This is a genomic window from Rhodoferax sp. U2-2l (genome assembly GCF_020594515.1).
Classification (GTDB): Bacteria; Pseudomonadota; Gammaproteobacteria; order Burkholderiales; family Burkholderiaceae_C; genus Rhodoferax.
The window spans coordinates 1-22,626 of sequence record NZ_JAJCTH010000026.1; the positions used below are offsets into that span (position 1 = coordinate 1).

A 22,626-nucleotide genomic window follows, 5' to 3' on the forward strand; every position below is an offset into this window, starting at 1 on the left:
ACCGCCAGCGGGTCTTGCACAACCTCGCCCAGCGTGCCAAGACCATGGGGATGCAACTCGTGGCTACTGAAAATCCCGTTTGAAAACACCATGCAAATCAATCAGTTGTGTGGTGTTTCTTGAGAGCGGGCAGCAACCGACGGTTGGCGGCCCAGTTGGCCGCCTCAAAACGCGGCATGGTGCGGCGGAAATCGTTGGCGTCAAACGCCTGCGGCTGCAGCGGCTCGCCCGCCAGAAAGCCGCGCGCCACCGGGCTGAACGCGACGAACGCCACGCCAAGCGCCTGGCAAGCCTGCAGCACGGCCACTTCCGGGTTGCGCGTCCACAGTGAATATTCGGACTGCATCGCCGCGATCGGGTGCACCGCGTGCGCCCGGCGCAAGGTGGCGGCTGACATTTCTGACAGGCCAATGGCGCGGATGTGGCCCTTGCGCACCAGATCGCCCAGCGCGCCGACGCTGTCTTCAATCGGCACACGTTTGTCCAGCCGGTGGAGGTAATACAGGTCGATCACGTCGGTCTGCAGACGGCGCAAACTGGCTTCGCATGTGCGACGCAAGGTCTCGGGGTGGCCGTCGATCACGCGCTGCAGTTTGCCGTCACCGTTCACGTCCACGCCGGTCAGGCCACATTTGCTGGCCAGTGTGAAGCGATGGCGATGTTGTTTGAGCGCCTGGCCGATCAGGGACTCATTGGCGCCAAAACCATACAGCGACGCGGTGTCCAACAGCGTGACACCGGCGTCCAGAGCGGCCAGCAGCACACGTGTGCCCTGCTCTGCGCTGATCGGCGCGCCGTAACCCTGGCTGAGGTTCATGCAGCCCAGGCCGATGGCGCTGACTTGAAAAGGACCGAGTTGACGTTGTTGCATGGTGAATCGTTGAGCCTAAAGCTGGCAGTTTACCGAGCCAGTCCAGCGCCCGGGCCAGAGAGACCTCCGTTTGATAGAAATCAATAGATAAGTAATAACTGATTTTTACAATAACGGCGTGAACGGCCCTGCGAACGCAACCCGGCGTTTGCCAGATTGAGTTTTTAAGAGGAGTTTGTATGAGCAACTACGACGCGATCGGTTTGATGAAAAACATCAACGACAACCTGGGCCCTTTCCGCAAGTCGCAAAGCGACACCATGCAGGGCTTTGCCCAGATGGCCAAGGCCGCCATGGCCGAGGGCACGGTCAGCATGAAACACAAGGAACTGATCGCGCTGGCCATCGGCGTCAGCCAGCACTGCGGCGGTTGCATTGCGTTTCACGTCAAGGCGCTGCACCGGTTGGGCTGCACCCGTGCCGAGCTCGAAGAAGCCATGGCCGTGTGTGTGTACATGGGCGGCGGACCCAACCTGATGACGGTGGCCGAAGCGCTGGCCGCCTGGGACGCGATTGACGCGCCAAAAGCAGCCTGATCTCCCCTGTTTGCCAAAAGGCGCTTGACGTTTTTGTTGAGAGGACTGAAAGCGATGTTGATCGTCGCTTTTTTTGCGCGCCTGTGACCTACACCGGGCTGTCGATGCGGATCCAGGTGGTCTTGATCTCGGTGTATTTGTCAAACGCGTGCAACGATTTGTCGCGCCCGACCCCACTTTGTTTGAAGCCGCCAAACGGCACGGTGATGTCGTCCTCGTCATATTGGTTGACGTGCACCGTACCCGCCTTGAGCGCGCGCGCCACACCATGTGCCTTGTTGATGTCGCGCGTCCACACCGCCGCCTGCAAGCCGTACACGCTCGCATTGGCCTGGCGCACCACCTCGGCTGCATCGGTGAACGACAACACCGAGAGCACCGGGCCAAAAATCTCTTCACGGCAGATGGTCATGCTTGGCTTGACCCCGGCAAAAATGGTCGGCTGCACGTAATACCCACCGCTTTGTGTCAGCGCCTGCTCGCCGCCATACAACAGGCTGGCGCCCTCTTTTCTGCCGCTTTCGACATAACGCAACACGGTGTCCATCTGGGTTTTATCCACAATGGCGCCCATGACAGTGGCCGGGTCCAGCGGGTTGCCGGGCATGAATTTGGGTGCCAGTGCCACCGCTTTTTCCAGAAACTGCTCCTGGATGCTGGCCTCGACAAACAGCCTGGAGGGCGCGTTGCAGCTCTCGCCCTGGTTGAAAAAGATGCTGCCCACGGCGGCTTCCACCGCTTTGTCCAGGTCCGGACAATCGGCAAACACAATGTTGGGCGACTTGCCGCCCAACTCGGTCCAGGCACGTTTGAGGTTGCTTTGGCCCGCCATCACGTGGATCTGTTTGCCCACGCGGGTGGAGCCGGTGAAGCCGATGCAATCCACATCCATGTGCAGCGCCAAGGGCGAGCCTGCTTCCACGCCGTAACCCGGCACCACGTTGAACACACCAGGCGGAATGCCCGCCTCCAGCGCCAGCTCGGCCAGACGCAGCGCCGTCAGGGGCGATTTTTCGCTGGGTTTGAGCACCACCGAGTTGCCTGCCGCCAGCGCGGGTGCAATCTTCCAAGCCGCCATGATCATCGGGTAGTTCCACGGCACGATGACACCGACCACGCCGACGGGTTCGCGCTGGATCAAGGCGAGCGCGGTGCTGGCGGTGGGGGCAATTTCGTCATAAATCTTGTCTACTGCCTCGCCATACCAGCGGATGCAGTTGGCCGCGCTGTTGACATCCACCGCGCGGGAATACTGGATGGGCTTGCCCATGTCCAGCGTTTCCATCAGCGCCAGCTCATCGGCGTGGGCCAGCAACTGGTCGGCAAACCGGATCATCACCCGCTTGCGCGCGGCGGGTGCCAAACCGCACCAGCGTTTGTCCTCAAACGCTGCGCGGGCAGCGGCCACCGCCAAGTCAATGTCCGCCGCCTGGCAGCGCGCCACAGGCGTCAGCAGGCGGCCATCAACCGGGGACAGGCAGTCAAACGTGGCGCGGTCTTGCGCGTCAACCCGTTGACCGTTGATCAGGGCGCGGCCATCAAATGTTGGGGTCATCGTCTCCACTTCTCAAGAATGTTGCCCGCAGCGGGCGGGTTGTTGGCACGCGTTACCGCGTGCGACCTGCCATCCGGGGATGGCGGCCAAGTTTTTCACCTTAACCAGCTTGCAGCGCCGCCATTTCAGCACGCGTGGCCGCTGCAATTTCGCGTTCGCGCCTGCGCGTCTGGCGCGCCACCCAGACGCTGTAGGCAATCACCACCGCGGTCACCGACACAATCAGCAGCGTGGCAGCGGCGTAAATCGTCGGGTTGATGCCCCGGCGTGCGTAGCCAAAGATCACCTGCGGCAACGTGTTGACGCCCGGGCCGGACAAAAATTCGGCAATCACCACATCGTCAAACGACAGCGTGAAGGCCAGCAGAAAAGCGGCAAAAATGGCCTGCAGGATGTTGGGCATGGTGATCAAGAAGAACACCTGGAACGGTTTTGCCCCCAAATCCATCGCGGCTTCTTCGATGGCACGGTTCATCTCCAGCAAACGCGACTGGATCACCACCATGCCGTACGCCATGCCCAGCAGCGTGTGGCCCAGCACAATCGTCAACATACCTCGCTGCGGCCAGCCAAACGCGTTCTGGATACCCACCATCAGCAGCAGCAACGACAAACCAATCACCACCTCAGGCATCACCAGCGGCGCGTTCACCATGCCGGAGAACAGCGTGCGCCCCGGAAAACGACGGTAACGCACCAGCACAAACGCAGCAAACGTGGCCATCACCGCCGAGGCCAACCCCGCCGCCGTAGCCACCTGGACCGACAGCCAGAAGCCATCGACGATTTTGGTGTCGCGCGTCAGTGCCTCGTACCAGCGCAGCGAAAAACCGGTGAAATTGGCGTCCTGGCGCGTGCTGTTGAACGAAAACACCACCATGAACATCAGCGGCAGGTACAAAAACAGAAACACCGCCGCCATCCAGGCCTTGCCGATGTATTTACCGAGGAACTGGTTCATTTGACACCCTTCAAGACGCCGAAGGCATCCACAAACTGAACGCCAGGTCCAAGCGTCGCAGCAACAGATGAGCGAACTCCACCAGCAACTGACAGCGCGCGTTGGGCTACCCCAGCCGATAGCGCCTTGCGCCCGAATTGGCAAACGCCACCAGCAACTGGGAGCGTGTGCTGGGTTGCCGCAACCGGGACGACCTTAATCCTGAGTTGGCAAGCGCCACCAACGACTAGCGACGTGCGTTGGGTGTTTAACGCAGCCAAATCAAGGAGGAGGCTTGGGGCTACCGCCCCAAGCCGGGGGACATTGGCGGAGTTAAATACCCAACGCGCGCCGCGGGTTAAATTGGCAGACCCCCAGCGGGTCAGATTTGCAGACACCCAGCCGGCTAAGCATGCAGGCGCCCAGCGGGTGGGCATTGAAACTACCAAACGGGTTAGCGTGCTCACTTCTCCTCCCCCGTGAAGTGGTAATAAATCGCCAGCGGAATCACGATCAGCCCGATCATCACCACCGCCAGCGCCGACGCACGCGGCCAATTGTTGCTGGTGAACATCTCGTCCCACACCACCCGGCCAATCATGATGTTCTCCGGACCGCCAAGCAGCGATGGAATCACAAACTCACCCACACACGGGATAAAAACCAGCATGAACCCGGCAATGATGCCCGCCTTGGACAGCGGCACCGTCACCAGCCAAAAGGCCTTGAACGGTGAAGCACCCAGGTCGTAGGCGGCCTCCAGCAGCCTGAAATCCATCTTCACCAGATTGGCATACAAGGGCAACACCATGAACGGCAGGTACACATACGTCATGCCCACCAGCATCGACACATTGGTGTAGAGCATCTGGATCGGCTCGGACGTGATACCCAACCCCATCAACAGCTGATTGAGCACCCCCTGGTCGGCCAGAATGCCTTTCCACGCATACACACGCAGCAAAAACGAGGTCCAGAACGGCAACATCACCATCATCAGTAAGGCCGGGCGCACGCTGGCAGGTGAGCGGGCGATGAAGTACGAAAACGGGTAACCAATCACCAGGCACAGCACCGCCGTACACAGGGCGTACCAGATGGAGCGGATGTAGGCCTCGATGTAAATGGTCTGAAACAGCTCGCCGCCATCGGGCGAGCGGAAGATGGAGATGTAGTTTTCGTACTTGAGCTGCAACAGGCCGGTTTCATGGTCCCAGATCGGTTTGAACGGCGAGATGTCGTTGCCCATGTCCACAAAGCTGATGTAGAACAGGATCAAAAACGGCAGCATGAAAAACACCAGCAGCCAGCCAAACGGCACGCCGATCACAAACCGCTTGCCTGGCATGGGAAGATTCAAAGCCATGACGGTCTGCCCTCAGTTGCGCAAGACCAGCGCATCGGTGTCGTCCCACCAGAAGAACACGTTGTCCTCCCAGGTGATGTCGAGCAAATCCAGGTGGGAGCCATTGGGCTCGGTGATCTTCATGCGGTTACCCTGCGGCGTGACCACGATGTAGGTGTTGTACGAGCCAAAGTAGGCGATTTCCTTGACCCGCCCGGTGAACAGATTTCGCGCCAAGCCCGCCGGGGCCTGTTTGCCGATGCTGACCTTTTCAGGCCGCACCGCCACCGCCACCGGCATGCCCACCGTGCCACTGATGCTGTGGCCCACGTGGATTTCGCCAATCGCCGTCTCCACCGCGCAGTGGTCGGTCTCATCAATGCTGAGTTTGCCGTCCAGCAGGTTCACACTGCCAATGAAATCGGCCACAAAGCGGTTGCGCGGGTACTCATAAATCTCTTGCGGCGAGCCCACCTGCAGCACCCGGCCCTTGCTCATCACCGCAATGCGCCCGGCCATGGTCATGGCTTCTTCCTGGTCGTGGGTCACCATCACACAGGTCACGCCCACTTTTTCAATGATGTTGACCAACTCGAACTGGGTCTGCTCGCGCAGCTTTTTGTCCAGCGCGCCCAGCGGCTCGTCGAGCAGCAGCACCTTGGGTTTTTTGGCCAGGCTGCGCGCCAGTGCCACCCGCTGTTGCTGCCCGCCAGAGAGCTGGTGGGGTTTGCGTTTGGCATAGGTGCCGAGTTGCACCAGGTCGAGCATCTCGCCCACACGCTGTTTGATGTCGGCTTTGGGCAGCCCTTCGCGTTTGAGGCCAAAGGCAATGTTTTCCCAGATGTCCAGATGCGGAAACAGGGCGTACGACTGGAACATCATGTTGAACGGCCGGTCGTACGGCGCCAAAGGCGCCACATCTTGCCCGGCCAGCAAAATGCGGCCCGAGGTGGGCTTCTCAAACCCCGCCAACATGCGCAGCAAGGTGGATTTGCCACAACCCGAGCTGCCCAGCAAGGCAAAAATTTCGCCCCGCGAAATGGACAGATTGACCTCATCCACTGCCACCGCTTCGTCAAAGCGCTTGACCAGATTTTCGGTCACCAGGTAATTTTCTTTGGACCCGCCAGTTGCCATGTCGTTCAAACCTTTGTTGTCGCTTTGCCGTCCAGCCAATAAAAAGGGCTGCCCATACACACGGTACAAACAGCCCCGTCAGCCTCAGAAGAGGGTCAGCCGATCACTTGCCTTTTTTGAAGCCGTTGTAAGCGGTGGCCATGGCTTCGCGCGCTTCGTTGGTGAAGCTCGACGGCGGGATCATCTTGGAGAAGTAGTCAGACTCGACAAAAATGGTCTTGTTGCCGGCGATTTCGGGCTTGATCTTGTCCAAGGCAGCCTTGTTGGCGGTGGGGTAGTTCATTTCGTTGGCCATCCGTGCCGCGTTTTCGGCGCGCAGGTAGAAGTCGATGAACTTGAACGCGTTGTTCGGGTGTTTGGCGTCTTTGGTGATGGCGATGGTGTCAAAGAAGATCAGCGCACCGGTGCTGGGCAACAATGATTCGATCTCGTCCTTGGAGCCATTTTCCTTGGCACGCACGGCAGCGATGTTGATGTCGCCCGACCAGCCAATGGCCACGCACGCCTTGCCACCGGCAATGTCGTCGATCATGGTGGCGCTGAACAAGCGCACGTCTTTACGCACTTTGGCGAGCATCTCGGTGGCGGCCTTGTAGTCTTCCGGGTTGTTGGAATAAGCGTCCTTGCCGATGTAGTGCAGCGCCACCGGAATGATTTCGGTGGGTGAATCCAGGTACGCAATGCCACACGACTTGAGCTTCGCGGTGTACTCGGGCTTGAACACCAGGTCCCAGGCGTTTTCAGGCATGGGCATATTGCCCAGGGCCTTGGTCACTTTGGTCTTGTTGATGCCCACGGTGGTGAACCCCCAGGCCCACGGCACCAGGAACTTGTTGTCCGGGTCGGCCTTGGACAGGGTGGCCATGATGGCTGGGTCCAGATTGGCCAGGTTCGGGATCTTGTCCTTGTTCAGCGGCTGCAGCAAACCACCTTCCAGTTGGGGCTTGGCAAACACCGAACCGGGCACCACGATGTCGTAACCGCTGTTGCCAGCCACCAGCTTGGCGTGCAGGGCTTCGTTGGTCTCAAAGGTGTCGTAATTGACCTTGATGCCGGTCTCAGCCTCGAAGGCGGCGGCCATGCCTTCGGGAATGTAGTCGGCCCAGTTGTAGATGTTGACAACTTTTTCTTCTTCCGGCTCTGGCGCCGGGGCGCTGGCGACCGCAACTGGTGCAGCTGCTGGCGCTGGCGGTTCTTCTTTTTTGCCACAAGCCGCCAGCACCATCGCTGACAGCGCAAAAGTCACCAGATATTTCTTCATCATTTAGAGCACCCCAAGCAAGTGAAAAAAAAGAGACCAACAAGTTGATCTCAAGGATAGCAAAAAACACACCAGCTACAGCCCCTCCGGATGCCTCAAATCAACCCTTTTTGGTGCAATTCGCGTTGTGTCAGGTCCAGCGCGTGGCGGATCAGGCGCAACAGTTCGTCAATCTCGGCGTGTGTCAGGGTCAGCGGCGGGGCAATGATCATGCGGTCACCCACGGCGCGCATGATCAGGCCGTTGGTAAAGCAATGTCTGCGGCAGACCATGCCCACGGCATCATCTGGGTTGAAGCGTTCCAGCGTCTGCTTGTTTTTCACCAGCACCAACCCGGCGACAAAACCGCAACTCTCGGCCACACCCACCAGCGGGTGGTCGTTGAGCTCGGCATATCGTTTGGCGAAGTAGTCGCCCATCTCACCACGCACCCGCTGCGGCAATTGCTCTTGTTCCATGATGTCCAAGTTGGCCAGCGCCACCGCACAGGCCACCGGGTGGCCACTGTAGGTGTAGCCGTGGTTGAACTCGCCGCCCTGCTCGATCAGCACCTTGGCCACGCGGTCACCCACCATCACGCCACCCAAAGGGATGTAGCCGCTGGTCACCGCCTTGGCAAAGGTCACCAGATCGGGTTTGTAGCCAAATTTCTCGTAGGCAAACCAGTGGCCCAGGCGGCCAAAGGCGCAAATCACCTCGTCGCTGATCAACAAGATGCCGTATTTGTCAACGATACGTTGGATTTCGGGCCAGTAGGTGGCGGGCGGGATGATCACGCCACCCGCGCCCTGGATCGGCTCGGCAATGAACGCCGCCACCTTGTCGGCGCCCAGTTCCAGGATTTTTTCTTCCAGCCAGCCCGCGGCGCGCAGGCCAAATTCATCCGCTGTTTCACCGGGCTTGCCGTCTTCAAAATAGTACGGCTGGCCAATGTGCGTGATGTTGGGAATGGGCAAGTCACCCTGCGCGTGCATGCCGCTCATGCCACCCAGCGAGGCCCCGGCCATGGTGCTGCCGTGGTAGGCGTTGTGGCGGCTGATGATCACCTTGCGCTGGGGTTGGCCCAGCAAGTCCCAGTAACGGCGCACCATGCGCACGTTGGAGTCATTGCTCTCCGAGCCGCTGCTAGAGAAGAACACATGTTCAAAACTGCGGTCACCCACCTTGGGTGCCAGCGCGGCCAGCTTGGTGGCGAGTTTGACGGCGGGCACATTGGTGGTCTGGAAAAAGCTGTTGTAAAACGGCAGCGTCATCATCTGGTCATAGGCGGCCTGAGCCAGCGCCTGGCGGCCGTAACCCACGTTGACGCACCACAGGCCACTCATCGCGTCAAAGAGTTTTTCGCCCTCGGAGTCCCACACATACACCCCTTCGCTGCGGGTGATGACCCGCGCGCCGCGCGTGGCCAAGTCACCGTGGTCGGTGAACGGGTGAATGAAATGCGCGCTGTCCAGCGTCTGGATTTCCTTGGTGCCCAGGGGTTCTGAGGGGTTGAAAGTGTTCATCGGGTCACGTCCTTGCCAAAAAAGTGGTTGGTTGTCTTGAATTCGGGAAACAGCGCGACGGTGCGGTGTGGCGCTTAAACGTGCAGCAACAAATGCTCACGTTCCCAGGGCGAGATCACTTTCATGAATTCCTCAAACTCCAGGTCCTTGATCTCGGAATACACGGTGATGAACTCTTTGCCCAGCACATCGTGCAGGTCAGACTCACGGCGCAGCCAGTCCAGCGCCTCACCCAGACTGCGTGGCAAGGCGTAGGGCGACAGGTAAGCGTCACCCTTCATTTCAGCCTTCGGTTTGATCTTGTTTTTCAGGCCCAGGTAGCCGCAGGCCAGCGTCATGGCCAGCGCCACATACGGGTTGGCGTCGGCGCCGATCACCCGGTTCTCCACCCGCCGCGCAGCCGGTGCCGAGATCGGCGAGCGGATGCCGACCGTGCGGTTGTCGTAACCCCACTCAATGTTGATCGGCGCGGCGGTGTTGCGGCTCAGGCGGCGGTAACTGTTGACATAGGGCGCCACCAGCACCATCGCTGCCGGGATGTAGCGCTGCAGCCCGCCGATGTAATGCATGAAAGCCTCCGACGGTGTGCCGTCCGGGTTGCTGAAGATGTTTTTACCGGTGACCTTGTTCAGAATGCTCTGGTGCACATGCATCGCGCTACCCGGTTCACCGGCGATGGGCTTGGCCATGAAGGTGGCGTACATGTCGTGGCGCAGCGCCGATTCGCGCACGGTGCGTTTGAACAAAAACACCTCATCGGCCAGCCCGAGCGGCTCGGCGTGGAAGAAGTTGATCTCCATCTGACCCGCGCCAATTTCGTGGATCAGCGTGTCCACGTTGAGCTCCATCTTGTCGGAGTAGTCGTAGATTTCTTCAAACAACGGGTCAAACTCGTTCACCGCGTCGATGCTGTAGGCTTGGCGAGAGGTCTCAGCGCGGCCACTGCGGCCAATCGGCGGGCGCAGCAAGGTGTTGGGGTCGGTGTTGCGCGCGGTCAGGTAAAACTCCAGCTCCGGCGCCACGATGGGCTGCAAGCCTTCCGCGGCATACAGGTCGCAGACGCGGCGCAACACACTGCGAGGGGCAAACGGCACCAGATGGCCGTGGTTGTCAAAACAGTCGTGGATCACCTGCGCGGTCGGGTCGGTGGCCCAGGGCACGATGCGCACCGTGCTGGGGTCGGGGCGCAACTGCATGTCCTTGTCGGTCGGGTCGATCACGTCGTAATACGGGCCGCTCTCGGGGAACTCGCCGGTCACGCCCATCGCCACCACCGATTGCGGCAGGCGCATGCCACGGTCTTCGGTGAACTTGCCACGCGGCAAAATCTTGCCGCGCGCCACACCGGTCAAGTCGGGCACCAGGCACTCGACCTCAGTCACCCGGCGTTCATTCAGCCATTGCTCCAGATCGTTGAAATTCATGGATTTTTTATCGCTCATGGGAAACTCCGGAAAACAGCTGGCGTCTTTTGACTGCTGTTTGACAACACATTGTGGGGGGCGAAGTGGCTCGACTTCAGGGCCATTTGATTCAAATCAAAGGTGCCACTTGGACTATGCTCACCGCTGACACCAATCCACTGTAACCCGGCTCAGGCCACAGGTACGTCATGCTGTCCGAATTTTTACTGACCGAACTCGGTCGCCTCTCCCCGCCAACCTCGCTGCCGCTGCACCGGCAGTTGTACGAAGCGCTGCGCCGCGCCATCCTGGACGGCAAACTTGCGCCCGACGAACGCCTGCCCTCCAGCCGCGATCTGGTGCAGGACCTGCAGATGTCGCGCAACACGGTGGTGGCCGCACTCAACCAGCTCACGGTGGAGGGCTACCTGGTCAGCCGGGTGGGCAGCGGCACTTTCGTCAGCACCAAGGTGCCACTGCGCACACCGCCCAGCCCGCGCCGCACCAGCCAGCCACCCGCCGATCGTCTGTCTGACCGCGGGCAAGCTTTGAGCACACGTTTTTGCGCCAGCGAGCTGGAAATCCAGCCCTTCACCCCGGGCATTGCCGACTTCAGCGCCTTTCCCGTCGCGCTGTGGCAGCGGCTGCAAAACAAACACTGGCGCATGACCTACCCCGAGATGCTGGACTACAGCAGCAGTGGCGGCTACGCCCCGCTGCGCCGCGCCGTGGCCGACTACCTGCGGGTGTTTCGCAGTGTGCCGCTGGACGTGGAGCAGGTCATCATCACCAGCGGCACGCAAGAGTCGCTGGAGCTGTGTGCCCAACTGCTGGCCGACCATGGCGACACGGTCTGGCTGGAAGACCCGGCCTACTGGGGCGCGGGCAAGGCCTTCATGGCCACCGGCCTCAAGCTGCACCCGGTGCCGGTGGATGACCAGGGCATCGCGCCCCAGCCGCACGACCAGGCCACCCCGCCCAAACTGATCTACGTCACGCCCTCGCACCAATACCCCACCGGCGCGGTGATGTCGCTGGCGCGGCGGCACCAGCTGCTGTCGCTGGCCAACCAGCATCGGGCCTGGGTGCTGGAGGACGACTACGACAGCGAATTCCGCTTCAGCGGCCCGCCAATTGCCTCACTTGCCGGGCTGGACACCCAGGGCCGGGTGCTCTACCTGGGCTCGTTTTCCAAAGTGTTGTACCCGGGCCTGAAACTGGGCTATATGGTGGTGCCCAAAGGTCTGGCTGACGCCTTCAAACGCGCCCATTACGACCTGAACCGCCCCGGCCAGATGCCGGTGCAGGCTGCGCTGGCCGAGTTCATTGACATGGGCCACTTTGCCGCCGCCTTGCGCCGGGCGCGCCAGAGTTACGCGCAGCGCCGCCAAAGCCTGCTGACCGCGCTGCAGCCCTGCCTGGGCCCCCATGCGCAAATTACTGGCGCCGAGCAGGGCCTGCATCTGTGTTTGCGATTAAGTGACGAGGTGGACGACCGGGCGCTGGCCCAACGCATCGGCCAGCTGGGGCTGACGGTGCGGCCACTGTCGGCCTATTGCATCCAGCGCCAGGACGTGCGCGGCCTGATCATTGGTTACGGCTACGCCCCGCTGGCCGAAATCAAACGCTTTGGGGCGGTGCTGGCGCAGACGCTGCAGCAAGTGCTGGCGCCCCGGTCAAACGGCTTATGACTCACAGCGCGTCCTTGAGCCGGTAAGCCAGCATGCCCAGCACCAGGCTGGGCGTGCGCAGCAGCGCCCCGCCCGGAAACGGCAGGTGTTTGAGCTTGGCAAACACGTCAAACCGTTCAGCCTGCCCGGCCAGCGCCTGCGCCACCAGCCGCCCGGCCAGCCCGGTGAGCGCCACGCCGTGGCCGCTGAAGCCTTGCAGGTAATACAGGTTGTGCCCCAAGCGGCCAAAGTCAGGCGCGCGGTTCATGCTGATGTCCACAAAACCGCCCCACACGTAGTCAATTGGCACGTCCTTGAGTTGCGGAAAAATCTGCCCCAAACGTTTGGCCATCGTCGCCTTGAGGTTGGGCGGCGTGCGGGTGGAGTAGCTCACCCGCCCGCCAAACAGCATGCGGTGGTCGGCGCTGAAGCGGAAATAGTCCAGAATGAAATTGTTGTCACACACCGCGGCGTTGCTCGGAATCAGCTGGCGGCACAGCGCCTCGCCCAGCGGCGCGGTGCCGATTATGTAGGTGCCGACCGGCATGATGCGGCTGCTGAGTTCTGGCGCCACTTGGGGCCCAACGTCTGGCAAGGCGTAGTTGCCCGCCAACACGCCAAAACGCGCCGTGACCCGGCCCTGCGCAGTGTGCGCCACCAGGCTGGCACCGCGGTCGAGTTGAACCACCGCGCTGCGCTCAAAAATTTTCACACCCAGGCTTTGTGCCGCACGCGCCAAGCCCAACCCGTATTTGAGCGGGTGCAGGTGGCCGGACAAGGTCTCGAAAGCGCAGGCGCTGTAGCGCGGGCTGTCGATAAAACGGCGTACCTCGGCGCCGGTGGCCACCTCGGTGGCAAAGCCGTAGGTTTGGTGCATGGCCTCGGCTTCCTGCTGCAGCGCGCGTGCCTTGCGCGGTGAATCCGCCACGTGCAGGTAACCTTTGACCCAGTCGCAGTCAATGCCGAAGTCTTGTACACGCTCATCAATCAGGTCCAGCGCCTGCAGCGACATCTCCCAGGCCTGGCGCGCCGCCGCTTTGCCCAACTGGTGCTCAAACACCTCCTGCCCGCTGGCGTAACCCACAATGGCCTGGCCGCCGTTGCGCCCGGAGGCACCGCTGCACACCCTGTCAGCCTCCAGCACCACCACCGAATACCCCGCGCGCGCCAGTTCAATCGCGCTGGACAACCCGGCAAAACCGGCGCCCACCACCACCACGTCCACCGACAAGTGCTCCTGCAAAGCGGCTTGCGGCGGCGGCCGCTCCACACTGGCTTCGTAGTAGCTGTTGCGGTTGAGCTGTGTGTCTGAGTTGAGCAGCATGGTGGTTTCCTGGTTTCAGGCGTGCTTGGCAATCTGGCCGCACAGGTAAGTCCAGACCAAGGTGGCGGCGGCGTTGCTGGTCAGTTCGGCATGGTCGTAGGCCGGGGCCACTTCCACGCAGTCCATGCCGATCAGGTTCAGCGGGCTCAAGTCCTCCAGCAAGGTGAGCACCTGCGAACTGGTCAAACCGCCCGGCTCGGGCGTGCCGGTACCGGGGGCGAAAGCGGGGTCCAGGCAATCGATATCGAGCGTCAGGTAACACGGCCGGTTGCCAATGCGTTCGCGGATCTGCGCCACGATGGGTGCCAGCGCCGCACCGTCCAGCCCGCGCAACTGGCGCGCGGTAAAAATCAGCCCGCCCTGGTCTTGCACATACTGCCGCGCGGCCCGGTCGCCGCTGGAGCGCAGGCCAATCTGCACGGTGTGCTCGGCACTCACCAGCCCTTCGGTCAGCGCCTCATAGGTCCAGGTGCCGTGGCCGGAGGGCTCGCCAAAATGGTCGCTCCAGGTGTCGCAATGGGCGTCAAAGTGGATCAGCGCCAGGTCACCAAACTGTGCCTTGGCAGCGCGCAGCAGCGCCAAGGTCACCGAATGGTCACCCCCCAGAAACACACAGTGGTGTCGGGCCATCAGCGCACTGGCTTGCGCCTGTATCTGCTCACGCACCCGGGACAGCGGTGACGCGTTGGGCAACGCCATGTCGCCACCATCACCCAGCTGGCCCAGCGGCGTCACGTCAAAGTACGGGTGGATGCCGTCACACAGCATCAAACTGGCGGCGCGAATGGCTTGCGGACCAAAACGGGCGCCAGGCCGGTGGGTCACCGCGCCGTCAAACGGCACACCCACCACGGCAAACGGCTGCGCTGCCAATTCGGGCGCGGCCAGAAAGCGGTTGCTGTTGTTGGCATAGGCAAAGTGAGCCACTGACATGCGAGATTCCTCAAAAAAACAAGCACGGATAATCCCGGCTGCTGGACCCGAAGTTTCCCTGCTTTCACGCAGCGGACTGGGGCCAATTCAACCGCTGCCCAACCATCCACTCGCTGATGACCTTGAAATCTGCCGCACCGCCCCTGTGGCTGGCTTACCTCTATTTGGCCTTGAGCATGACCCTGGTGGGCAGCTACGTGGGCTTGAGCAAACCGCTGGTGGCGGCCCTGCCGGTGTTTTTGCTGGCCTGGCTGCGTTTTGGCATTGGCGCGCTGGCCATGCCGCACTGGCTGATCAAACCCGCCAACGAGCCGCCGATGAGTCGCAGCACGCGGGGCCTGATTTTTCTGGAATCTTTCCTGGGCAACTTTTTGTTCACGATTTGCATGCTGTTTGGCGTGAGCATGACCACTGCGGTGTCAGCCGGGGTGATTCTGGCGGGCATCCCGGCGATGGTGGCGCTGCTGAGCTGGGTGTTCCTGCGCGAGCGCATCACCCGGCGCGTGGCACTGGCGATTGCGCTGGCGGCGCTGGGGATTGGCCTGTTTTCATTCGCCAAATCAGCGCTGCCAGCCCATGGCACTCAAGCGTTGGCAGCCGATTTGTCACACAAAACGTCGTGGCTGGGCAATCTGCTGGTCTTTGGCGCGGTGGTGTGTGAGGCCGCGTACGCGGTGATCGGCAAGAAGTTGACCGGCACCGTGTCCCCCAAACGCATCACCGCGCTGATCAACCTGTGGGGTTTTGCCTTGATGACGCCGCTGGGGCTGTATGCCGCCCGGGGGTTTGACTTTGCGGGCGTGGCCACGCCGATGTGGCTGCTGCTGGTGTTTTACGCGCTGGCCGCCAGCGTGTGGACGGTGTGGCTGTGGATGAGCGGGCTGAAAACCGTGCCGGCTGCGAAGGCCGGGGTGTTCACGGTGATGCTGCCGATTTCAGCCGCCGCCGTGGGGGTGTTGGTGCTCGGTGAAACCCTGACGGGCCTGCAGCTGCTGGCTTTTGGCCTGTGCCTGGGCGGCGTGGTGCTGGCCACGCTGCCAACGCGCGCGCAGGCCCGGCGCGCCTGAGCGGCGTCACCGTGTCATGGCGCCTCAGCCCAGTGGCTGGGCGCTGACCACCATGCCATCGGCGTCGGCGTATAGCCAGTCACCCGGGTTCACCCACACCCCCTGAATCTGCACCGCCGCATCTTTGAGGCCCTGGTTCTGTTTGTCGGTCGGCATGGGCATGCTGGCCAATGCGCGGATGCCGACCTCCTGGGTGGCCAGCTCGGCCACGTCGCGCACACAGCCGTCAATCACCACCCCCGCCCAGCCGTTGCGCGCTGCGGCCGCACCCAGGTTGCCGCCCAGCAGCGCCCGGCGCAGCGAACCCGCGCCGTCCACCACCAGCACTTTGCCCACGCGGCCCTGCGGCGTGTCCACCGTGCCGCAACTATCCACCGCCGCCTTGACCAGCGAGTTGTCTTCGAAACACTTGAGAGTGGTCACCGGCCCGCTGAACGTGCGGAGCGCGCCAAAGTCCCGAAACACCGGTGGCAGCACCCGAAACAGCTCGGGGGCATCGTGTTTGTGCGCGTCGCACAGATCGCAGGTCGCCAGGGGTGAATTCATTTGGAAGGCCCTCAAAAATGGTAAAAATTTTAGTTACGGCGCAGGCTCTCTGAAAAATGAGCACAACCGGGCCAAATTATCGTTTCTACCCTTGGAAACGGGCTCTTTCTCCAGTAGCATCCGGCACACCCAGCAGATGAGCTGCTCTTGCTGGCAACCGATCAACTTCCAATAGGACCACACACCATGGCAACTGCAAAAAAAGCGCCAGCAAAAAAAGCTGCTCCAGCCACCAAAGCCGCACCCGCCAAAAAAGCGGTAGCAGCCAAAGCCGAGGCGCCCGCCAAGAAAGCAGCCCCCGCCAAGGCAGCGCCTGCCGCTGCAGTGAAAGCTGCACCAGCCAAAGCTGCACCCGCTAAAAAAGCCGCTGCCAAAGTTGCCGCGCCTGCACCCAAAGCGGCTGCCAAAAAAACCGCCGCCAAAAAGGCCCCAGCCACCAAACGTGCTGTCAACGCCGCTTTCATGAAGGCCCTGACCCCCAGCTCAGCCTTGGCAGCCATCGTGGGCGGCAAACCGCTGCCCCGTACCGAGGTGGTCAAGCAGATGTGGGTTTACATCAAGAAGCACAAACTCCAGGACGACGTCAACAAGCGCCTGGTCAATGCGGATGCCAAACTCAAGGAAGTGTTTGGCAAGGCGCAAGTCACGATGTTCGAAATGGCCGGCCTGATCGGTAAACATCTGAAATAATCGGCCTTCGTGGACTGTGAAAAGCCGACATCAGGTCGGCTTTTTCTTTCTGGCATGATTTTGAGTTAACCAATAATTAATTTTTTGATGTTGCGCTTCCTGTTAACCCGCTTGAGTCTGATCATTCCGACCTTCATTGGCATGACGCTCGTGGCGTTCTTCCTGATCCGGATGGTGCCCGGTGACCCGATTGAAACCCTGGCAGGTGAGCGTGGCATTGATGCTGCCCGCCACGCCGAACTGCTCAAGGCCTACGGGCTGGACCGCCCGGTGATGGTGCAATACGGCATCTACATTGGCCGTGTGCTGCAGGGTGATCTGGGCACATCGATCATCACCCACGAGCCGGTGATGAACGAATTCCTCGCCTTGTTCCCGGCCACCGTGGAACTGGCCGTGAGTGCCATGTTGTTTGCACTGATCGTCGGCATCCCGGCAGGTATTGTGGCGGCGGTCAAACGAAATACGTTTCTCGACCACGGGGTGATGGGGGTGTCGCTCACCGGGTATTCCATGCCGATCTTCTGGTGGGGGCTGCTGCTGATCCTGCTGTTCTCAGTCCAGCTGGACCTGACACCGGTGTCCGGGCGTATCTCCGTGCAGTATTTCATCGAGCCGGTGACCGGCTTTCTGCTGATCGACACCTGGCTGGCGGGTGACCGGGACGCTTTCTGGTCCGCCGTGACCCATTTGATATTGCCGATGATTGTGCTGGGCACCAACCCGCTGGCGGTCATAGCCCGGATGACCCGCTCGGCCATGCTCGAAGTACTGGGTGAAGACTACATCCGCACGGCCCGCGCCAAAGGCCTGTCGAACCTGCGGGTGGTCGGGATGCATGCGCTGCGCAACGCGCTGATCCCGGTGATCACTGTGATTGGTCTGCAGGTGGGTGTGTTGTTCACCGGCGCCATCCTGACCGAAACGATTTTTTCCTGGCCTGGCGTGGGCAAGTGGATGATTGAAGCCATCGGCCGACGCGACTATCCGGTGTTGCAAGGCGGCATGTTGCTGCTGGGCGGCATGGTGATGCTGGTCAACCTGCTGGTGGATGTGACCTACGGCATCATCAACCCGCGGATTCGCCACTGAGACGGATATTGACCATGACGACCTTGGCTGAACCCACTTCGCATTCCCCCCAACACCCGCTGCGCGAGTTCTGGGACTATTTTTCCAACAACAAAGGCGCCGTTGCCGGGCTGGTGATCGTGATCGGTGTGCTGCTGATGGCAGCGCTGGCACCTTGGATCGCCCCCTACGCGCCCGATGCCACCGACCCCAGCGTGTTCCTGGTGCCCCCGGCGTGGCAAGAGGGCGGCTCCACCGCCCACTGGTTGGGCACCGACGCCATCGGCCGTGACATCCTGTCGCGCCTGATCCACGGCGCCCGCCTCTCCCTGGCCATTGGGCTGGCGGTGGTGGCGCTGTCGGTCATCGTGGGCACCGTGCTGGGGCTCACTGCCGGCTACTTCCGGGGCCTGTTCGAGATTGCCGTGATGCGCCTGATGGACATCATCCTGACCTTGCCCAGCCTGCTGCTGGCCATTGTGATCGTGGCCATCCTGGGGCCAGGGCTGATGAACGCCATGCTGGCGGTGGCCATTGTGGTGCTGCCGCATTACGTGCGAATCACCCGGGCGGCGGTCATCTCCGAGATGAGCCGTGACTACGTCACCGCCGCCCGCATGAACGGCGCCGGGCACCTGAGGCTGATGTTTTCCGAGGTGCTGCCCAACTGCACGGCGCCGCTGATCGTGCAGGCCTCGCTGGGCATTTCGTCCGCCATCCTGGACGCTGCAGCGCTCGGTTTTCTGGGCCTGGGGGCGCAGCCGCCCTCGCCCGAGTGGGGCACCATGCTGGCTGATGCGCGCGAGTTTGTGTTGCGCGCCTGGTGGGTGGTGACCTTTCCCGGGTTGGCAATTTTGATCACGGTGCTGGCCTTCAACCTGCTGGGTGACGGCCTGCGTGACGCGTTTGATCCCAAGTTGAAACGTTGATTCAAACGCTGAAAGAGTTTTATTGAATGGCACTTCTTGAAATAGAAAATCTCTCGGTGCGGTTTCCTTCCAAAACCGCGGTCATGCAGGCGGTGGACGGCGTCAGCCTGTCGCTGGACGCTGGCGACGTGCTGGGCATTGTGGGTGAGTCCGGCTCCGGCAAAAGCGTGACGATGATGGCGTTGATGGGCCTGGTGGCCTACCCGGGCCAGATCACCGCCACCAAACTGCGTTTTGACGGGCATGACTTGCTCAAGATGTCAGAGCGTCAGCGCCGCAGCGTCACCGGCAAAGACATGGCAATGATTTTTCAGGACCCCACCACCAGCCTGAACCCGTGTTTTACCGTCGGCTTTCAGATGGCCGAGACGCTGCGCCTGCACATGGGCATGGACAAGGCCGCCGCGCGCAAACGCTCCATCGAGTTGCTGGAACAGGTGGGCATTCCGGCCCCTGAGAGTCGGCTGGGCATTTTTCCGCACCAACTCTCGGGCGGCATGAGCCAGCGCGTGATGATCGCCATGGCGATTGCCTGCAACCCCAAGCTGCTGATTGCCGATGAACCGACCACCGCGCTGGATGTGACCATTCAGGCGCAGATTCTCGACCTGCTGCGCACGCTGCAAAAAGACCGCAACATGGCGCTGGTGCTGATCACCCACAACATGGGCGTGGTGTCCGAGATGGCGCAACGTGTGGCGGTGATGTACGCCGGTCAAATCATGGAAGAGCGTGACGCCCAGGCCATTTTTGAGACCCCCCAACACCCCTACACCGATGCCCTGCTGGCGGCCATGCCCGAGCGCAGCGACGGCCACACCCGCCTGGCCACCATTCCCGGCATGGTGCCCGGCTTGTATGACCGCCCGAGCGGCTGCCTGTTTGCCCCGCGCTGCAAATACGCCCAACAAAATTGCCTCGAACAACGCCCCAACCTGCGCGCGTGGCAAAAAGGCATGGTGCGCTGCCATACACCGCTGGCCACCTACCCGCTCGAGCAAGAGGTCACCGCATGAGCCCATCACCCCAATCTGAAGCGGTCTCCAGCGCCACCGAACCCGTGGTGGTGGCGCACAACCTGAAGCAGGTTTACAAAATCGGCCACGGCGCATTTCGCAAAGCGGACCATCTGCAGGCCGTCAGCGGTGTGTCGTTTTCCGTCCGGGCTGGCAAAACGCTGGCGGTGGTGGGCGAGTCCGGTTGCGGCAAATCCACCCTGGCGCGCATGGTGTCGCTGATCGAGGCCCCCACCGCCGGGCAACTCAAGCTCGGTGCCGTGGAAGTAACCACCGCCACCCCGCAGCAGCGCCACGCCTTGCGACGCACCGTGCAGCTGGTGTTCCAGAACCCGTATGGCTCGCTGAACCCGCGCAAGAAGATTGGCGCCATTCTGGAAGCGCCGCTGGAGATCAACACCGAGTTGAGCCCTGCGCAGCGCGCAGAACAAGCCCGCGCCATGCTGGCGATGGTGGGCCTGCGGCCCGAGCATTACGACCGTTACCCGCACATGTTCTCTGGCGGCCAGCGTCAACGCATTGCGATCGCGCGCGCCCTCATGCTCAAGCCAGCGCTGATCGTCGCGGATGAGCCGGTGTCGGCGCTGGACGTGTCGATTCAGGCCCAGGTGCTGAACCTGCTGGCCGACCTCCAGCGTGAACTGGGTCTGGCTTACCTGTTCATCTCGCACGATCTGGGCGTGGTGCGCCACATTGCCGATGATTTACTGGTGATGTACCTGGGCCATGCCATGGAGCAGGGTGAAAAAGCCACCATCTTTGCGCAACCCCTGCACCCGTACACCCAGGCCTTGCTGGCGTCCACACCAGGTATTGCGGGCTCAGGCGTGTCGCGCCAGCGCATTGTGCTCAAGGGTGAACTGCCTTCACCATTGAACCCGCCCAGCGGTTGCGTGTTTTCCACCCGTTGCCCGCATGTCACTGCACAATGCCAGGCCGAGCGTCCCGTTTTGCGCGAACTGGCAGGCAGGCAAGTGGCCTGCCATCTGGCCGAACAATTTGTCCACCCCGCTGCTTAAGCAGCATTAACCTGTCAGGAGTCCACAAGATGACGATGTCCAAATTTCCGTTGAAACGCACGGCAATGTGCGTGCTGGCGTTGCCCGCACTGCTTGCCATGTCACCGGTGTCGGCTAAAACGCTGGTGTATTGCTCGGAAGGCAGCCCGGAGAACTTTGCCCCCAGCATCAACACCACCGGCACCTCGTTTGACGCCAGTGAACAGATTTATGACAACATCGTCGACTTCGAGCGCGGCGGCACCAAAGTCGTGCCCAATCTGGCCGAGCGTTGGGACATCTCGAAAGACGGGCTGGAATATACCTTCCACCTGCGCAAGGGTGTGAAATGGCAGTCCAACAAAAACTTCAAGCCCACCCGTGATTTCAACGCCGATGACGTGTTGTTCATGTTTGAGCGCCAGTGGAAAGAAAACGATCCCTACTTCAAGGTCACCAGCGCCAACCACGCCTACTTTGGCGACATGGGCATGCCCAAGCTGCTGAAGTCTGTCGACAAGGTGGATGAGTACACCGTCAAAGTTGTGTTGAATGCGCCCGAAGCGCCGTTCCTGTCCAACCTGGCGATGCAATTTGCCGGCGTCCAGTCCAAGGAATACGCCATTGCCATGCTGAAAGCCGGCACCCCTGAGAAGATTGACCAGGAGCCGGTCGGTACCGGCCCCTTCCAGCTGGTGCAGTACCAGAAAGACGCCATCATCCGTTACAAGGCGTTCCCGCAACACTGGGCCGGCAAGGCCAAGATCGATGACCTGATCTTCTCCATCACGCCCGATGCCTCGGTGCGCTGGGCCAAGCTGCAAAAAGGTGAGTGCCATGTCATGCCCTATCCCAACCCGGCTGACTTGCCCGCCATCCGCAAGGACCCCAACGTCACCGTGCTGGAGCAGCCCGGCCTGAACATCGGCTACCTGGCCTACAACACCACCAAGAAGCCGTTTGATGACGTGCGCGTGCGCAAGGCGGTCAACATGGCCATCAACAAGAAGGCGATTGTGGATGCGGTGTACCTGGGTACCGGCATTCCGGCCACCAACCCGATCCCGCCCACCCAGTGGTCGTACAACAAGTCAGTCAAGGACGACGCGTTCAACCCCGAAGCCGCCAAGAAACTGCTGGCCGAGGCGGGCCTGAAAGACGGCTTCACCACCGACCTGTGGGCCATGCCGGTGCAACGCCCCTACAACCCCAACGCCAAACGCATCGCCGAGCTGATGCAGGCTGACCTGGCCAAGGTGGGCATCAAGGCCGAAATCAAGAGCTTTGAATGGGGTGAGTACCGCAAGCGCATGCAGTCGGGTGAACACCAGATGGGCATGCTGGGCTGGACCGGCGACAACGGTGACCCGGACAACTTCCTGAACACCCTGCTGGGCTGTGCTGCGTCCAAGAACAATGGCTCCAACGTTGCCAAGTTCTGCTACCAGCCGTTTGACGATCTGGTGCAAAAGGCCAAGGTGGTGTCCAACCCGGCCGAACGCGCCAAGCTGTACGAAAAAGCCCAGGTGATCTTCAAGGAACAAGCCCCCTGGTTCACCATCGCCCACGCGGTGCAGATCAAGCCGGTGCGCAAGGAAGTCATTGATTTCAAACTGAGCCCGTTTGGCCGCCACACCTTCTACGGCGTGGACATGGTCAAATAAGTCTGCTCAGGCCAACAGCAAAAAGCCAGCTGCAAAGCTGGCTTTTTTTATGGGTTTGACCCGTCCTGCCAGAAGTTGACACATTTGCCGTCAAGAAAGGGCAGGTGTGATGGATACAGGAGTGAAGCGCACACAGCGCGACTACACGTTGGCTTTTAAGCTGTC

19 protein-coding genes and 1 pseudogene are annotated in these 22,626 nt (G+C 61.2%); 9 read left to right on the plus strand and 11 right to left on the minus strand.

Annotated features, from left to right (window positions below):
- Nucleotides 1-124: 124 nt before the first annotated feature.
- Nucleotides 125-871: pseudogene (locus tag LHU53_RS18855) on the minus strand (aldo/keto reductase); the annotation flags it as partial.
- Between the two features lie 179 nt (nucleotides 872-1,050).
- Between LHU53_RS18855 and LHU53_RS18860 the strand changes: the two are divergent.
- Entirely contained in the window at nucleotides 1,051-1,407 is a 357-nt protein-coding gene (locus LHU53_RS18860) for a carboxymuconolactone decarboxylase family protein (RefSeq protein WP_227334326.1), read from the plus strand.
- Nucleotides 1,408-1,495: 88 nt separating this feature from the next.
- Here the strand turns inward: LHU53_RS18860 and LHU53_RS18865 are convergent, their stop codons facing one another.
- The 7 genes from LHU53_RS18865 to LHU53_RS18895 all read right to left on the minus strand — a co-directional run bounded on the left by LHU53_RS18865 (nucleotide 1,496) and on the right by LHU53_RS18895 (nucleotide 10,592).
- On the minus strand, nucleotides 1,496-2,962 hold the full coding sequence (locus LHU53_RS18865) for an aldehyde dehydrogenase (protein ID WP_227334327.1): 1,467 nt from the start codon (nucleotides 2,960-2,962) through the stop codon (nucleotides 1,496-1,498).
- Nucleotides 2,963-3,062: 100 nt separating this feature from the next.
- Complete coding sequence (locus tag LHU53_RS18870; protein WP_227334328.1) at nucleotides 3,063-3,923, minus strand: ABC transporter permease; 861 nt, start codon at nucleotides 3,921-3,923, stop codon at nucleotides 3,063-3,065.
- A gap of 442 nt (nucleotides 3,924-4,365) precedes the next feature.
- Nucleotides 4,366-5,268, minus strand: a complete 903-nt coding sequence (locus LHU53_RS18875) for an ABC transporter permease (protein ID WP_227334329.1) — start codon at nucleotides 5,266-5,268, stop codon at nucleotides 4,366-4,368.
- A gap of 12 nt (nucleotides 5,269-5,280) precedes the next feature.
- Nucleotides 5,281-6,384 (minus strand): ABC transporter ATP-binding protein, encoded by a 1,104-nt coding sequence (locus LHU53_RS18880; protein ID WP_227334330.1) that lies wholly within the window; start codon nucleotides 6,382-6,384, stop codon nucleotides 5,281-5,283.
- A gap of 103 nt (nucleotides 6,385-6,487) precedes the next feature.
- Nucleotides 6,488-7,648: an extracellular solute-binding protein gene (locus tag LHU53_RS18885; RefSeq protein WP_370632349.1), complete on the minus strand. Its 1,161-nt coding sequence runs from the start codon at nucleotides 7,646-7,648 to the stop codon at nucleotides 6,488-6,490.
- A 92-nt stretch (nucleotides 7,649-7,740) separates the two neighbouring features.
- Nucleotides 7,741-9,150, minus strand: coding sequence for an aspartate aminotransferase family protein (locus LHU53_RS18890; RefSeq protein ID WP_227334331.1), 1,410 nt, complete (start codon nucleotides 9,148-9,150; stop codon nucleotides 7,741-7,743).
- Between the two features lie 74 nt (nucleotides 9,151-9,224).
- Complete coding sequence (locus LHU53_RS18895) at nucleotides 9,225-10,592, minus strand: glutamine synthetase family protein (protein ID WP_227334332.1); 1,368 nt, start codon at nucleotides 10,590-10,592, stop codon at nucleotides 9,225-9,227.
- 170 nt (nucleotides 10,593-10,762) lie between these two features.
- Here LHU53_RS18895 and LHU53_RS18900 point away from each other — a divergent pair, with 170 nt between their 5' ends.
- On the plus strand, nucleotides 10,763-12,244 hold the full coding sequence (locus LHU53_RS18900) for a PLP-dependent aminotransferase family protein (RefSeq protein ID WP_227334333.1): 1,482 nt from the start codon (nucleotides 10,763-10,765) through the stop codon (nucleotides 12,242-12,244).
- A gap of 1 nt (nucleotide 12,245) precedes the next feature.
- Here LHU53_RS18900 and LHU53_RS18905 read toward each other — a convergent pair whose 3' ends face one another.
- Both LHU53_RS18905 and speB read right to left on the minus strand, forming a co-directional pair.
- Nucleotides 12,246-13,547, minus strand: a complete 1,302-nt coding sequence (locus LHU53_RS18905) for an FAD-binding oxidoreductase (RefSeq protein WP_255632117.1) — start codon at nucleotides 13,545-13,547, stop codon at nucleotides 12,246-12,248.
- Between the two features lie 15 nt (nucleotides 13,548-13,562).
- The gene (speB, locus tag LHU53_RS18910) at nucleotides 13,563-14,480 is read right to left on the minus strand and encodes an agmatinase (RefSeq protein WP_227334334.1); all 918 of its coding nucleotides are present in this window, start codon (nucleotides 14,478-14,480) and stop codon (nucleotides 13,563-13,565) included.
- A 116-nt stretch (nucleotides 14,481-14,596) separates the two neighbouring features.
- On the opposite strand from speB, the gene LHU53_RS18915 reads away from it, so the two are divergent.
- A complete protein-coding gene (locus tag LHU53_RS18915) occupies nucleotides 14,597-15,547 on the plus strand; it encodes a DMT family transporter (protein WP_227334335.1) in 951 nt (316 codons plus the stop codon).
- 24 nt (nucleotides 15,548-15,571) lie between these two features.
- Here LHU53_RS18915 and rraA read toward each other — a convergent pair whose 3' ends face one another.
- Nucleotides 15,572-16,093, minus strand: coding sequence for a ribonuclease E activity regulator RraA (gene rraA, locus LHU53_RS18920; protein ID WP_227334336.1), 522 nt, complete (start codon nucleotides 16,091-16,093; stop codon nucleotides 15,572-15,574).
- Between the two features lie 186 nt (nucleotides 16,094-16,279).
- On the opposite strand from rraA, the gene LHU53_RS18925 reads away from it, so the two are divergent.
- The 6 genes from LHU53_RS18925 to LHU53_RS18950 all read left to right on the plus strand — a co-directional run bounded on the left by LHU53_RS18925 (nucleotide 16,280) and on the right by LHU53_RS18950 (nucleotide 22,461).
- The gene (locus LHU53_RS18925) at nucleotides 16,280-16,783 is read left to right on the plus strand and encodes an SWIB/MDM2 domain-containing protein (RefSeq protein WP_227334337.1); all 504 of its coding nucleotides are present in this window, start codon (nucleotides 16,280-16,282) and stop codon (nucleotides 16,781-16,783) included.
- Between the two features lie 87 nt (nucleotides 16,784-16,870).
- Nucleotides 16,871-17,875: an ABC transporter permease subunit gene (locus LHU53_RS18930; protein ID WP_227334338.1), complete on the plus strand. Its 1,005-nt coding sequence runs from the start codon at nucleotides 16,871-16,873 to the stop codon at nucleotides 17,873-17,875.
- Nucleotides 17,876-17,889: 14 nt separating this feature from the next.
- The gene (locus LHU53_RS18935) at nucleotides 17,890-18,783 is read left to right on the plus strand and encodes an ABC transporter permease subunit (protein WP_227334339.1); all 894 of its coding nucleotides are present in this window, start codon (nucleotides 17,890-17,892) and stop codon (nucleotides 18,781-18,783) included.
- A gap of 26 nt (nucleotides 18,784-18,809) precedes the next feature.
- Nucleotides 18,810-19,799, plus strand: coding sequence for an ABC transporter ATP-binding protein (locus LHU53_RS18940; protein WP_227334340.1), 990 nt, complete (start codon nucleotides 18,810-18,812; stop codon nucleotides 19,797-19,799).
- Complete coding sequence (locus LHU53_RS18945) at nucleotides 19,796-20,818, plus strand: dipeptide ABC transporter ATP-binding protein (RefSeq protein WP_227334341.1); 1,023 nt, start codon at nucleotides 19,796-19,798, stop codon at nucleotides 20,816-20,818. The genes LHU53_RS18940 and LHU53_RS18945 overlap by 4 nt, the downstream gene beginning before the upstream one ends.
- 35 nt (nucleotides 20,819-20,853) lie before the next feature.
- Entirely contained in the window at nucleotides 20,854-22,461 is a 1,608-nt protein-coding gene (locus LHU53_RS18950; RefSeq protein WP_370632350.1) for an ABC transporter substrate-binding protein, read from the plus strand.
- The last annotated feature ends 165 nt before the right edge of the window (nucleotides 22,462-22,626 follow it).